The 14,165-nt window shown below is 33.4% G+C and carries 13 protein-coding genes; all 13 read right to left on the bottom strand.

The features are described from left to right. Positions 1-997: 997 nt before the first annotated feature. The 13 genes from AC5ZCW_RS09465 to AC5ZCW_RS09405 all read right to left on the bottom strand — a co-directional run bounded on the left by AC5ZCW_RS09465 (position 998) and on the right by AC5ZCW_RS09405 (position 14,163). Complete coding sequence (locus AC5ZCW_RS09465) at positions 998-2,065, bottom strand: proline racemase family protein (RefSeq protein WP_496119341.1); 1,068 nt, start codon at positions 2,063-2,065, stop codon at positions 998-1,000. Continuing rightward, positions 2,058-3,032 (bottom strand): bifunctional Delta(1)-pyrroline-2-carboxylate/Delta(1)-piperideine-2-carboxylate reductase, encoded by a 975-nt coding sequence (gene lhpI / locus AC5ZCW_RS09460; RefSeq protein ID WP_496119339.1) that lies wholly within the window; start codon positions 3,030-3,032, stop codon positions 2,058-2,060. The genes AC5ZCW_RS09465 and lhpI overlap by 8 nt, the downstream gene beginning before the upstream one ends. A 228-nt stretch (positions 3,033-3,260) precedes the next feature. Beyond that, positions 3,261-4,661, bottom strand: a complete 1,401-nt coding sequence (locus AC5ZCW_RS09455; RefSeq protein ID WP_496119337.1) for a DHA2 family efflux MFS transporter permease subunit — start codon at positions 4,659-4,661, stop codon at positions 3,261-3,263. 282 nt (positions 4,662-4,943) lie between these two features. Next, complete coding sequence (locus AC5ZCW_RS09450) at positions 4,944-5,987, bottom strand: hypothetical protein (RefSeq protein WP_496119335.1); 1,044 nt, start codon at positions 5,985-5,987, stop codon at positions 4,944-4,946. 38 nt (positions 5,988-6,025) lie between these two features. Then, positions 6,026-7,327, bottom strand: coding sequence for an IPT/TIG domain-containing protein (locus tag AC5ZCW_RS09445; RefSeq protein WP_496119333.1), 1,302 nt, complete (start codon positions 7,325-7,327; stop codon positions 6,026-6,028). 29 nt (positions 7,328-7,356) lie between these two features. Next, a complete protein-coding gene (locus AC5ZCW_RS09440; protein ID WP_496119331.1) occupies positions 7,357-8,193 on the bottom strand; it encodes a hypothetical protein in 837 nt (278 codons plus the stop codon). Positions 8,194-8,280: 87 nt separating this feature from the next. Then, on the bottom strand, positions 8,281-8,517 hold the full coding sequence (locus AC5ZCW_RS09435) for a bacteriocin immunity protein (protein ID WP_496119329.1): 237 nt from the start codon (positions 8,515-8,517) through the stop codon (positions 8,281-8,283). An 18-nt stretch (positions 8,518-8,535) separates the two neighbouring features. Beyond that, entirely contained in the window at positions 8,536-9,069 is a 534-nt protein-coding gene (locus tag AC5ZCW_RS09430) for a hypothetical protein (protein WP_496119327.1), read from the bottom strand. A 267-nt stretch (positions 9,070-9,336) separates the two neighbouring features. Next, on the bottom strand, positions 9,337-10,461 hold the full coding sequence (locus AC5ZCW_RS09425) for an ABC transporter permease (protein ID WP_496119325.1): 1,125 nt from the start codon (positions 10,459-10,461) through the stop codon (positions 9,337-9,339). Then, positions 10,458-11,564 (bottom strand): ABC transporter permease, encoded by a 1,107-nt coding sequence (locus AC5ZCW_RS09420; protein ID WP_496119726.1) that lies wholly within the window; start codon positions 11,562-11,564, stop codon positions 10,458-10,460. The genes AC5ZCW_RS09425 and AC5ZCW_RS09420 overlap by 4 nt, the downstream gene beginning before the upstream one ends. A gap of 1 nt (position 11,565) precedes the next feature. After that, positions 11,566-12,309: an ABC transporter ATP-binding protein gene (locus AC5ZCW_RS09415; RefSeq protein WP_496119323.1), complete on the bottom strand. Its 744-nt coding sequence runs from the start codon at positions 12,307-12,309 to the stop codon at positions 11,566-11,568. Then, the gene (locus tag AC5ZCW_RS09410; protein WP_496119321.1) at positions 12,299-13,249 is read right to left on the bottom strand and encodes an ABC transporter ATP-binding protein; all 951 of its coding nucleotides are present in this window, start codon (positions 13,247-13,249) and stop codon (positions 12,299-12,301) included. Before AC5ZCW_RS09410 ends, AC5ZCW_RS09415 begins: the two co-directional genes overlap by 11 nt. Before the next feature lie 11 nt (positions 13,250-13,260). Further along, positions 13,261-14,163 carry an HlyD family secretion protein gene (locus AC5ZCW_RS09405; RefSeq protein ID WP_496119319.1) on the bottom strand — a complete coding sequence of 301 codons (903 nt, stop codon included), beginning with the start codon at positions 14,161-14,163 and terminating at the stop codon, positions 13,261-13,263. Positions 14,164-14,165 lie beyond the last annotated feature (2 nt).

The following is a 14,165-nucleotide window of genomic DNA, read 5'->3' as shown; positions in this document are numbered from 1 at the left end:
ATTGGAATCTTAAAGACTAAATCAAAGGGAAATGATAAAAATTACAGGAGTGTAATATCCGGTTTGGAAAATATAAAGCGTATCAACACTTTATTATAAGGCTTCAATTGGTTTGGCTAATAAAGAATCTTACATTTTAAGTACAAAATGACTCAAAAAAAGTGGGGCCAAAAATCGATGACAAACCAATTAAGTTTATCATGAATTGATTTATGATGGGGTAGGCAAAAAATTTGAGGGCAGAAATTCACTTAATAATAACTCATTTTACTGATCAGATAAAATAAGGAAATCTAATTCTCATATCATTTCTTTTAAAATGAGAACTGGTTAGCAGTCTGCATTAAGAAAAAATCAAACAAAATAATTTTAAGATCTCTAAAGATTTAAAATTTGAGTAGTTAATCTACTCGCTCAATCATACTATTATATAAAATCTCTGACTACGAAAGTTGATAAACTTCAATAATAGTATTAAACCTCTTACAAATCTAAAACTTTTATATTGATAATCAATTATTTAGATTATTTTTTTTTTACACTTTAACACTAATGACACTAAATCGAGCTTTTTTTATTTTTTTGTGCTTTTCAATTTTTCTAAAAACGTACAAAATCTCTACGGTGGCATCGTGGCACATTTAACATTCGGAAAAATGCGCCACAGAATTATACCTAAACACAGCAACCACAGAAATTAAGAAAGCTAACAACTCTTGTTTATCGAAGAATCCAAAATTGAATTTAGCGAGATGCGTTTTATACAAAAGTTCGCTGATGAGTTTGATATCATCATGAGGTTTTCTGAGATTAATGTCAAAAACACAATTGGAAACTTAAAATATAATATTCTAAATGATTAATATGTAGCTAATAAAACATTAAAAAAGGAGCTTCATCTCACTGCAAAAAATCCTAGTCAGAGATTAGGTCTTTTTGTACAATGGAACTAAAAATAAAAAACTGCAAATCCTAAGTAGATTGCAGTTTTTTTTATTTATCTAAGTATAAAACCGTTTTTCATTGGGTCTTTTGGATCTATTAAAAATGTATTTATGCCTGTCACAAAAGCTGTCCCCTCAACTTGTGGAATTACAGCTTTAAAAGGCCCAAATTTTTCCTCTCTAACAAGAGATCCTTTAAAAGTACTTCCGGTAATGCTTTCTATGGTAATAAACTCATTTAAGTTTATAGCATCTCTAGCTTTTTCAATAGCAACTCTTCCAGAAACACCAGAACCTGTTGGAGACCGATCTACTTCTCCATCGGCAAACACACAAACATTTCGGCTATGATTTGAAATATTTATCGGTTCATCGATAAAAATAGTTCCGTATAAAAAGCTCAAATCTTCTTCAAATGGATGCTGAATTTCTTTATCACGATTCATTACGGCATGTTTTATGTCGATGCCGTTTTGAATAATCGCTCTGTAATTCTCTTCGGTTAAACCAAAATTCAAACGTGTATTTTTTCTCAAATCTACATAAGCATAAAAAGCACCGCCATAAGCCAAATCATAAACAATATCACCAATGCCCGGAACATTGACTACACGATCTAAACCTACGACAAAACTCGGCACACAATGAAACCTCACTCCTGTTACTTCTCCATTTAATACGGTCACAAATGAAAAAATTCGGCCGCATGGCGCATCAATTTTTAACTCATTCTCACCTTCTTTTACTTTTATCCAATTCATTTTTGCTGCAAGAGTACTTATCGCAATAATCGCATGACCACACATGCTGCTGTATCCTTCATTATGCATAAAAAGAATTCCAAAATCTGCATCTTCATCATTTGGCGGAAGCAAAATACAGCCATACATATCAGCATGACCGCGAGGTTCAAACATCAATGCTGTTCTTAAATAATCGTAGTTTTCTTTTATATCTCTTCGGTATTCTAAAACGTTATTTCCTTTTAGTTTGGGAAAACCAGAAACAATTACGCGTAAAGGCTCACCTCCTGTATGCATATCGATTGTTTTGATTTGCAGTATAGAGGCGTCTGCTTTATAATCTATATTATTACAAATATTTTGGTAGGTATTAGACATTTTTTTGTGTTTTTAAATTATATTCTTCATAAAAATATCCTGCAGCAACAAGATCTTCTAAAGCATGTCCAACAGACTTAAAATAAGTGATTTCGGTATCCGAAGTTCTGCCTTGCTTTGTATTACTGCACAGTTCAAACAAATCTGCTTTGATTGTTTCTTTGGTGATAATTCCATTCGTAAGCGGAATCAAGATATCGCCGCTTTCTTTTAGTCCGCCTTGATATGTATCAAGAAAAATACTTGATTTTAAGACCGCTTCATCATCGGCCTCACGCATGTCCTTTTTATATGCTCCAACAAGATCTAAATGCTGTCCTGGTTTGAGCCATTTACCAAAAACAAGAGGAACAGGCGATAAAGTCGCCGTTGAAATAATGGCAACTTGAGAAATAACTTCTTCTATAGTTGAAATTGGTTTACAGATCAGAGAAGATTTTTTGAAGGCATCGCACACCATTTGTGCTTTTTCTATAGTTCTTCCCCAAACGTAAACTTCTTTTATCGGTCTAACACTTGCATGCGCTTTAATTAAATTAATAGCCAGCGCTCCTGTACCAATCATCAGCATAGACGAAGCATCTTTTCGCGAGAGGTAACTGCTCGCTAAAGCAGATGTTGCCGCAGTACGTTTACCTGTCAGTGATTTTGCTTCTAGAATTGCTTTTATATTTCCTTTATGCCCATCGAGATAAATGTAAGCTCCTTGAATTGAAGGCAAGTCAAATTTGCCATTATTAGGACTTACAGTGACTATTTTTACTCCTAAATCTTTACCCGCCTGAAACGCTGGCATTAACAATAGTGTAGAATCTTTACCTTCTTCTGGACTAGGATAATCATGATGATGACGCATAGGCACTTTGATGTCTGGGGTCGAAAACCCAGTCCGAAGCCTTTCTATAAGTTCCTTAAAATTGCATTTTTCTTCAATGAAATGATCTGAAATAAACTGTATTGGTTCCATGTATTTTTTGAAATTTCATTAAAAATAGAAGATTATTTTATCGCAATACTATTTCACCTAAAATCAGATAATATAGGTCAATTTAGGGTTAATATAGTACCGATTGATTGTGCTTTAAGGCTCTATTTTTTTATAAAAAACAACAGTGACTCATTCTTTTTTTAACTGAATCAGCGAAACGAAATACTTACCGTAAATTCATAATCCAATATAAAAACTCCAGTAGTTTTACATATAGCCTTCTCCATCTGTTTTACTTAACTTAGAAAAGGTATAGCTAGACAGAATAGTGAAAATAGCCAATGTAATAAAAGTATATTTAAATGCTTTGTCTGTGTTTAAATCAAAAATACCTGTCTGAAATAACGAAAGTGCAAGACTAGAAACAGAAACTCCAAAACTAACCGAAAGCTGCTGCATAATTACTAGCATTGTATTTCCTCCGCTCGCTGTGTCTTGATCCAAATCTGAAAGTGTTATGGTATTCATTGCCGACATTTGCACAGAAGTAAAAGCTCCATAAAATATCATCAGTAAAATATAGTAGCCCAGTGGTATTTCTTTTGTTACAAAACCTAGAACAATCAATATAATTCCTAACAGAATGGTGTTGCTTATTAATACTGTTCTATAACCAAAAAACTTTATAATACTTACCATAAATGGTTTTACAGCTACATTTGACAAGGCCGAAGGCAACAGCAATAGTCCCGATACAGAAGCCGAATAGCCAAAACTTGTCTGGAGCATGAGTGGCAATAGTAAAGGCAATCCGCCTATTCCTAATCTGGTGATCAAACTGCCAATTAATCCAATTTTTAAGGTTCTGATATTTAGAAGATGTAAATCAATTATAGGTTTTTCAGTTCTTTTATAATGGATATAATAAAAAAGCGAAAGAAGCCCTGATAGAAATAATAAACTTAAAATGACAATCATGTGAGTTCTTTCGTCTCCTATAAGTTCTAAAACCAAAGTGATAGAAATCAGCGCTAAGCTAAAATACATCAAACCTCTAAAATCGAACCTTCCAACGGCATGTTTAAAATTTGGCATTATTCGATATGCCATCGAAATTCCGATAATACCAATAGGGATATTCACCAAAAATATCCAATGCCAGCTTAAATTATCAGAAAGAAACCCTCCTAAACTTGGACCAGCAACCATTCCTAACAACCCAAATACAGTTATAAAATTCATCGTTTTGAGCAGTTCACTTTTCGGATATTGATACAAAATAGCCAATCGCGCAACTGGAACCATCATTGAAGCTCCAACTGCCTGCAGAACGCGAGCCATATTAAAAGATTTTAAATCGGTAGAAAGTGCGCAAAATAAAGATCCCATAATAAATAAAAATACGGCAATCATAAACATCGTTCTTGTGCCAAATTTGTCTGCCAGCCATCCAGAAAGCGGAATAAACATTGCCAGTGTAAGCGTATAAGTTACAATAACGGAGTGCATTTCTGTTGGAGAATATCCCATATCTCCAGCTATTGAAGGAAGCGAAGTATTCAGAATAGTGCCATCTAAGGATTGTATAAACATAGCAATTGCCGTTACCCAAGGAAGCAGACGAACCGCATTTTGCTCTTTTTTTTCTTCTTTATCGTTTAGCATCATATAGTTTTAGATAGAAACTCGATTTATAGCTTATGAAAATTAAGAAAAAAAACTTAATTAAGAAAAATCCTAATTGGATTATAAAAACAAAAAACCGTTTGAAATATTCAAACGGTTTTTTGTTTTTACCTGACGACATACGAAGTCGTAATTCATTTTCTATGGTTATAGCGGTTTCTTGATAACAAGAAGTAACAGCAATAAATAGGAATAAAGTATTTTTCGTTCAGAGCATTTTAAAGCGCAGCAGTTATTTATAAAACCGCAGTGCTTTCTTTTATATTATTTTTCTGCAGCTGCAAATTTTGCTTGAAAGTCAGAGATTTTAATTAAGTTCCCAGAAACTAGCAAATAAATATCGTTTCCTTTAAACTTAAGCATTTCAGTGTATTTGAAAGAAGAGTAAACCCCTCTACCGGAAGTGGATGCTTTTACTCTTAAATCTCCATCTTTATAAAGAGACAGACTATTATTCTGAAGATTTAATTTAAAGATTCCTTTTCCAGCATTTACTACGTACAACTCATTTTTTGTATCAAAAGTAAGATCCGAAAAATGATCACCATTTGTTACCGAAACTAGAGTTGTTACTTTCCACTCATTGTTTACATATTCTAATTTTCTAATCGCAGAGTTTTTGTAAGTCCCTGTACTTGGATCATAAACTTCATCAATTAAATACAAAACACTATTCAAGCTAATTATTTTTGTTACAGCAGCAAAACTTGCATCTAGCCCTGTACCATCTTTTATTTCCTCTTTACCCGAACCAGCAACAAAAACATCTCCGTTTAACTCTGGTAAAACTCGTTTTATATTTCTTGCATTCAAGTCAAAAACAAAATAAGTATTATCGTTATTATTACAGATACGAAAAAGATTAATCTTACTAGCAAATGGAGAACTTATTGGTTTCATAGTATAAAATGGGTTCAACACCGAAAAGTTATTTTCGAAACGCATTATCTTATCCTGATTTGGCTCATTATTCCCTTTTGCTACCAATAGAAGATCTCCATTATTTGCTAAAGCAAGTCTGGCAAATGTGTAAGTTGCAAGATCAAGATTTTTAAGCGTAGTTTCTTTACCATCAAGATCAGTCTTTTTTAAACTTACATAATATCCTTTTTCGTCGTTAGTTTGCCCAATACTATAAAGTGTATTATCAGCGCCAACAACAAAGTCATTGATAAAGAAACTTGTTATGTAATCTGCTTTTATTTCCCCTTTCTCTTCAGGCATTCCTCCCGGCTGACTTTCTGGACCTGAACAGCTACTTAGTATTAAAAAAAACTGCAGTACTACTAATAAAATACCTTTTCTCATTTTTATATGTTTATACATTTTTAAATTATTTAAAGGAATTACAGATAACGCTTGATAATCTTATCTGTAGAAATAGCCCAAACAACATTGTCTTTAAAAGCAATTGTTTTTATAGATTGATCGTGTGTGTAATCAAGAGTCCATGTTTTAGCTCCATCTACTGTTTTATAAATCTTGTTATCTAAAATTGCCCAACCTGTATTGGCATCTTTAAACGTAAATTTTGTAAATTTTTCTCCAGTATAATTTTTTTCCCAAGTATCACCACCATTTTTGGTTTTGTAGATTGTTGCATTACTAATTAAAACAAAACCATTTATCTTATCTGTAAAAGCTATTTGTACAGCTGAAGAATTTGGTTCATTTTTTAAGTAATGTTCTTTCCAACCGTCTGTTTCATTATTTTTAAATAAAACATACGGATAATTTATTGTCGATACCGTTTTTTGTCCACCTATCCAAATATGGTCATTATCAATCTCAAAAGATTTATTCGCAAATCCACGATCATAACCTTGCTCGTCTAAATGTGCATCATAAGCTTTTGTAAAGTCAACCCCATTAGAGGTTACATAGACATCTCCAAATTGTGTAACCATCGTTCCCCTTGTCATGCTATCATCAACATACATGCAATACGAAGTTTGAATATCCTTTGCGCCACCAAAATTTCCGAATGTATCAATTCCGTAGTACCCACCTTTTCCAATTTTTGAAACTCCAAAACCGGTGTGCGACCATCCTTCGTCATTTTTAGTTGCATAAAATCCAGCACCAAAGCCATTAAGTGCCCAACGGTTCCAGGTAACTCCACCATCTAATGTTCTGTAAACACCAGCTCCATTTCTATCAGAATTTACATAGATTACTTTATCACTAATAGCTATAAGGCGTGGTATTCCCCCATCTTCCTTTAAAGTATTTTCTTGCGTTACCCAATTTGTCAGTGAACGAGCTGGCAAAATAGCAATACTTCCACCATAACCATCCGTGATTCCATTATAGATCTCTTTGTCTTGAATTTTTAAAATAATTCTTGGCAATATTTTTTCAGTTTGTGGCAAAACAAACTTAATTTCAGTAGCTGTCGATGAAACAATTGTTGCTGAAATTCCATCAAATGTTATTTTGACGTCACTAACTTTATCAGGAAAGTTTTCTCCATTGATTGTAATTGTTTCACCAACTTCACCAGAATTTTTAGAATAGGAAATCATTTTTGGTTTTTTTACTACCACAACTGGCGGTTCTGGTGTTGCACCATCTCCTGAATCTGAACTACAACCTCCTAACACCATAAAAAGCTGTAACATTACTGCTAATAAAACTCTTTTCTTCATTTTTATCATTTTGTATATAATTCATTATTTTATTTAGCCTTACTTCCTAAAGTATAGCCATTTCCAACTAATACTCTAACAATATTCATAGCTGTAATATCTTTACTCATTTTATAGCCTATAGGATTTCCTCTATTATCAAAGGTTGCTTTCATCACTTTTTTGTCAAAAGTGATCACCTGTTCGTTCAGAAGTTTATCATATCCTGAGAACATTCCCCCTCTGGCAAACCAAGTTCCGATTAAGTTACTATTAAGGTCTAAAACTTCATATTTTAAATCTCCATTTGAAGAAGGCGATGTCACTCTTATAAACCCAATTCTTTTATCGTCTGGATTTTGATTTTGTGCCTTAATGCTGTAAATAGTTCCTGAATCATCAATTGTTAATTGGTACGTATCGGCTATTTTATTTGCATTACCCACTTCTCCCTGAACTCCTAAACGTTTTGCGGCTATACCTGCTGATTCGCCATTGATAAAACTTTCAATTGTTTCTTTGTTTAAACCTTCTGCTCCTATCATACCTCTATCTAAGAGTTCGTAGATAATACTGCGATCATAATTGAAAGCACTAAATTTTCTGCTTTTGTTCTTAAATTCTAATTCGTTAGTTTTTCCTGTCGCTAGATCTTTAAGTTCAATCCATGGCAATACCAAAGACTCTTCGTTTGGGGCCTTTTTTAGTTCTGCCGTAATTGAATAATTTTTATCTAAGCTAAAAATGGTAAAAAGCGGTTTTTTTCCCTCTACAAAACCAATTGTTTTTTCATCTAGCTGTATTTCTCCTTTGTCAATTTTTAATTTTTGTGCAAAACCGCATGCTCCAATTAATATTACTAATAGAGTTAAAAGATTTTTTTTCATATTTAAATTTTTAGTTTTTGTTTTTTATTATTTAATGTCACTTTACATTTTATGAGCAATAACCCCATACTACGAGAGGCCTTACTTTTATAACTGAATCGATTTGTAAGCCAAAGCTTTATCTACCACTTCTTCAACAGTCGGGTTATATTCTGCTATACTAAACTTTCTAGCATTATAATTTTCAGGATAATAAAATAAATTTGCTCCATTTGGATGAGGAACATTATTACTAAACAACTCATACATAGAGTTTATTTCTTCTTCAGTTCCTTCACAGTTTACTATTTTTCTACCCAATTCGATTAATTCTTCTCTTGTCATTGCCACAATTGTATTTGTTCATGAGTAATATTCACGTACAAGCAGCGGAAAACTACTTTTTACCTTTATTTTTTCTTGAGCCAGATGAATTCTACTCTTATCAACATTTTGAATATCAATGAAGCCCTCCAAATATTCTACTATAATATCTGATGCAAAAGCTATTTTTTTATCATATGAAATTTTAACAAACGTATCTTCATCGACAAAACGGCACCCTTCAATGTTAGATGTATAACTTAGTTTTTCCGCAATGTCAACCTTATTATCTTTTTGAACAAAATCGATCCAAGAATATAATGGTTCAGGAGTTAATGGTTTTGGGGTAAGATGACTTTTTTCTGGTTGAGACAGAACATTCCCGTCACTTAAAACTGTAGTTCTGGTAATTGTAAATCCTTTTTTATTTGCTTTCTGCCATTCGATTGGAGAATTAACAGCCCAGCGAATTAAGATTCTATCCTTTTGCGCTCTGGCATTTACGATAACAGCAGCGCTTTTGGTATGCGAATAGTATAACGATATAAATAAAAAGAAGAAAAAAATATACATATTTGGGGGCATAAGATGTAATTATTTCTATGTTAAAAAAACAAAAGTAGTTTTTAAAATTATGATTTAAATACGGTTTCCCGTACTGCAATGTAAAAACACGTAAAAAGAAAAAGATAATACACTAACATATAACAGCATACATTAAATTTTACTTTTTTTTCTTACGAATTAAAATCAAAAAAAAATCATTTTCAATGTTTTTCTATAACATTTCTTGCTGAGGAAGCGCTTACTATTGATTTAAACAAATTCCTAAAAATTAATTTAACTTGTCTTTCTATAATTATAAATCGCCAATGAATTCAAAACAATGGCGAAAATAAGCAAGTACAGAAGCTCTGTCCCCACTTCTTGTAAGCCACTTCCTTTCAAAACAATAAGCCGAACCACTTTTATAAAATGCGTAACAGGAGTAAATTCTGAAAAAATTCTTGCCCAATTCGGCATGCTGTCGGTACTGGTAAAAAATCCGCTCATGAGCATAAAAATCATCATAAAGAAATACGCAATAAACATAGCTTGCAATTGTGTATCTGCAAATGTCGAAATCAAAAGTCCTAATCCTAACAAAGCGGTCAGATAAACTCCTGCAAAAAGGTATAAAACTAAGAAACTTCCTTGCGGAAAAATTCCGTAAATCAAATACATTACGATAAGACCAACTGTAAATACAATCATTCCGACAATCCAAAAAGGAATGAGTTTGCCTAGAATAAATTGCCATTTCTGAATTGGCGTTACGTTTATCTGTTCAATTGTACCAATTTCTTTTTCTTTTACAATATTTAGTGCCGTAATAAATCCGCCAATCAAAGTGAGCAATAAAACTAGAATTCCTGGAACCATATAGTACTTATATTCTGCTCTCGGGTTGTACCAATTTGTACTGTTCAAAGTAATTAGCGATGGGGAAACAGAAGCAGATTGTGGCGGTAATTTATACCGTATATCAAGATCGTTGCTAAAATCTGCCAACACAACATTTAAATAAGCATTTCCGATATTTGATTTCGTTCCATTAATGGCGTCTGCAGCAATATTTACTTTCTGACTGCCTTCTCTTACCAAGTTTCGTTCAAATCCAGAAGGAATTTCTAAAATTAAGTCAGCATCTTCTCTTTCAATAAACTCCAAACCTTCTAGATAAGAAGATGGAGCTCCAACAATATGAAAATATCCTGAAGAACCGATTTTATTAATTAATTTTTGAGAATAAGAACTATGATCGTGATCTACATAAACGATGTTTACACTTTTCACTTCAAAATTAGCCGCCAAAGGCAAAATAATGAGCTGAAAAATCGGAACAAAAAACATCATAGCCAGTATGGTTTTGTCTCTAAATATCTGGCGAAATTCTTTCTGTAATATAAAACCCAGCACTTTCATGACAGTCTAATTTTAAATTTCTTCAAAGATATTGTCAGCAATACAACTGTCATTACAGCCAATATTAAAGTTTCTTTCCAGACATAAGAAAACCCTAAACCTTTGAGCATTACAGCTTTTACAATGATATAATAATAATGCGACGGAATTAAATGTGAAATAGCCTGAAATATCCAAGGCATATTTTCTAACGGAAACATAAATCCTGTAAGCAATAAAGTTGGCAGCATCATTCCCATCATGGATATAAGCATTGCGGTCTGTTGCGAATCGGTTACGTTTGAGATAAGCAAACCAAGAGAAAGACAAGTGATAATAAACAAAATGCTCTCTGCAAAAAGAAGCAAGAAACTCCCTTTAATTTCGACATCCAGCAGATATACCGAAAGAAGAATAATCAATATGAAATTGATTATAGAAAGCACTAAATACGGAATTGCTTTTGCGATTAAAACCATGATGGGCTTGAAAGGAGACACAAGCAAAATTTCCATGGTTCCGAGCTCTTTTTCGCGCACAACAGAAACAGAAGTCAAAGCTGTGCTGACAATCATAAAAATCAAGGCAATTACGCCAGGAATAAAATTAAGCGAACCGTTTTGCTCTTCGTTATAAAGCTGTCTTAGCTCTGGAATTATTTGATAATTTAATTTCGCAGACGGATTTAGTTCCTGCTGATAATCTCTAATAATGGCGTTTAGATAATTAGTCACTATTGTTGCCGTATTAGGATCTGATGCATCTGCAATTACCTGAATTTTTGCTCCTCCGAGACGCTGTACATCAGAACCAAAATTGGACGGAAAAATAACTGCACATTTTATGCTTCCGTCCTTGAATCTGTTTTCAATATCATTGTAATTCAAGATCGGATTTTCGACATGAAAATAAGAACTGGACTGTATCTTTCTTATCATTTTTTCGGTATGAATATCGTGTGAATTATCCTGAATGGCGATTCCTATATTTTTGACTTCGTTGCTCAAGGCAAAACCAAAAAGAATGATCTGCACAACAGGAAGTCCAAAGAGAATCAAAAGCGTTCTTTGATCTCTGAAAACATGATAAAATTCTTTTCGGATAAAAGCCAATAATCTTTTCATACTAATCTGATGTTCTTTTGGCATTTCGCGCCAATTCATAAAAAACCTCATCCATAGAAACGGCATTGAAGCGTTTTTTAAAGGCCGATGGAGAATCTATTGCTGCTACACGCCCATCAACCATTATACTGATTCTATCACAATATTCGGCTTCATCCATATAATGCGTGGTGACAAAAACCGTAATTCCGTCAGCTGCCGCCTGATAAATCATTTCCCAAAACTGACGTCTTGTTATTGGATCAACGCCTCCTGTGGGTTCGTCTAGAAAAACAATTTTAGGACGATGAAAAACTGCAACAGAAAAAGCCAATTTTTGTTTCCATCCTAAAGGCAATCCTCCAACCACTTTTTTCGCCTCTTTTTCCAGTCCTAAAGTCAAAATCAGATCCTTGCTTCTTTCTTTAATTTCAGATCTCGAAACTCCATAAACGCCGGCAAAAAATTCAATATTTTCCAAAATAGTCAGATTATCATACAGCGAAAACTTCTGACTCATATAACCAATATTCTTCTTGATTTTTTCCTGTTGTTTGTAAACATCAAATCCAGCTACATGAGCTTCTCCAGAAGTTGGAAAAGAAAGTCCGCAGAGAATTCGCATGGCTGTAGTTTTTCCTGCACCATTGGCTCCTAAAAAACCAAAAATCTCGCCTTCATTCACTTCAAAACTAATTTTATCAACCGCCTTGAAATCTCCAAATTGTTTGGTCAGATCTTTACAAATTATAGCTTTATTTTCCATTCAGCATTTCTTTTGGTTCTCTAGAATTGTCTTGTTCTCGCATTAGACGAATAAAACTGTCCTCTATTGTAGGTTCTGTTTTTTTTACTTCTAAATCTTCTGGATTGTATTTTTGAGCAATAGCTTTAATTTTTTCTTCATCTCCTTTTTCTGAGACTAGAGTAAGATGAAGAAATTCTCCAAAAGCATCACAATACTCGATTTCTTTTTCGGTTCTAAGATTTTGTAAAAGCTTATAAATATTTTTTGCTTTGACCGCAAAAAGTGTTTTAGGAAAACTTTTTATAATTTGCTGCGGCTCATCGACTGTCATTATTTTTCCGTTTTGAATAAGAGCAATGCGGTCGCATAATTTTGCTTCATCCATGTAAGGAGTTGACACTACAATTGTGATATTTTGCTTTTTAAGTTTTGCCAGCATTTCCCAAAACTCACTTCTTGAAACTACATCAACACCAGTAGTGGGTTCATCTAAAAATAATACTTCAGGTTTATGAATTAGCGCACAGCATAAAGCCAATTTCTGTTTCATTCCTCCCGAAAGTTTTCCAGCACGTCTGTCATTAAAAGGTTTTATCTGATCGTAAATATCTTTAATCAGATCATAATTTTCTTCAATTGTAGTACCGAAAATAGTGGCAAAAAACTCGATGTTTTCTTTTACTGTCAAATCCTGATATAAGGAAAATTTACCAGGCATATAGCCCACTTTATTTCTAATTTCCTGAAACTCTTTTACAACATCATGTCCTTCAACAGTTGCTGTGCCCCCTTCTGCAAGCAGCAATGTCGTTAAGATTCGAAAGATTGAAGTTTTTCCCGCACCATCCGGGCCAATTAGTCCAAAAAGTTCTCCTTTCTTCACTTCAAAAGACACCTCATCTACAGCGACAAAATCACCATACTTTTTAGTAATATTTTTTAATGTAACTGCAGGCATAAATTATTGTTTTATTTGGACCAAAGGACTTCTCCATACATACCAATTTTCAAATATCCATCATTTTTCACCCTTACTTTTATAGCATAAACCAAATTGGCGCGTTCGTCTTTGGTTGGAATTGTTTTTGGAGAAAACTCCGATTTGTCCGAAATCCAGCCAATTGTTCCCTGATATTCTTTGTACTTCTTTTCGCCTTGATCAATACGCACTTTTACCTGCTGTCCTATTTTTATTTGTGGTAATTGTGTTCCTGTAATATAAGCTCTCAAGTCGAGAGTTTCTAAATTGGCAATTTTATATAACGGTTTTCCAATTACAGCCATTTCATACTGTTCTGCATATTTTACCAAAACGGTTCCTTTTATCGGATTCACAATTACACTTTTACTCAATTGATCTTCAATTCCTTTTAACTGAACACCAACCGTATTTCCTTGTTGAGTTAAATTTTCATTTGTAGTTTCCAATGAGCTTTTCTGAGCCTTTATCTGAGCTTGTAGAGCAGCGACTTTAGAATTTATATCATCTAATTGTTTTTGAGAAGCCACTCCGCCTTTTACCAATTTTTCTGTTCTATTTCGATCTAAAATGGCATTATCAAGCTGTCTTTTTAAACTTTCAGTCTGAATTTGTATTTGCGGCCTACCGCTAAGAATCGCTTTTTCGTTCTGCCTTAATTGCATTTTGTTTATAGCAAGCTGTGTACTGTCTATAAAACCTACTTTTTGTCCTGCTTCTAATTGCTGACCTTCTTCTACATTTAATTGTAAAATCTGCCCATTTGCTTCTGCTGACATAATGGTTTCAACAGCTTCAAAAGAACCTGAAGCATCAAAATCATTTTCTTTATCATTGCAGGAAAACATGAATATTGCTGGAATAAGAAAATATAAAAGCTTTATCTTTTTCATAA

The sequence above is a fragment of the Flavobacterium sp. PLA-DH12 genome, assembly GCF_059511845.1.
The sequence above is the reverse complement of the archived record's forward strand: the minus strand, read 5'-3'. Positions and strand labels throughout refer to the sequence as shown.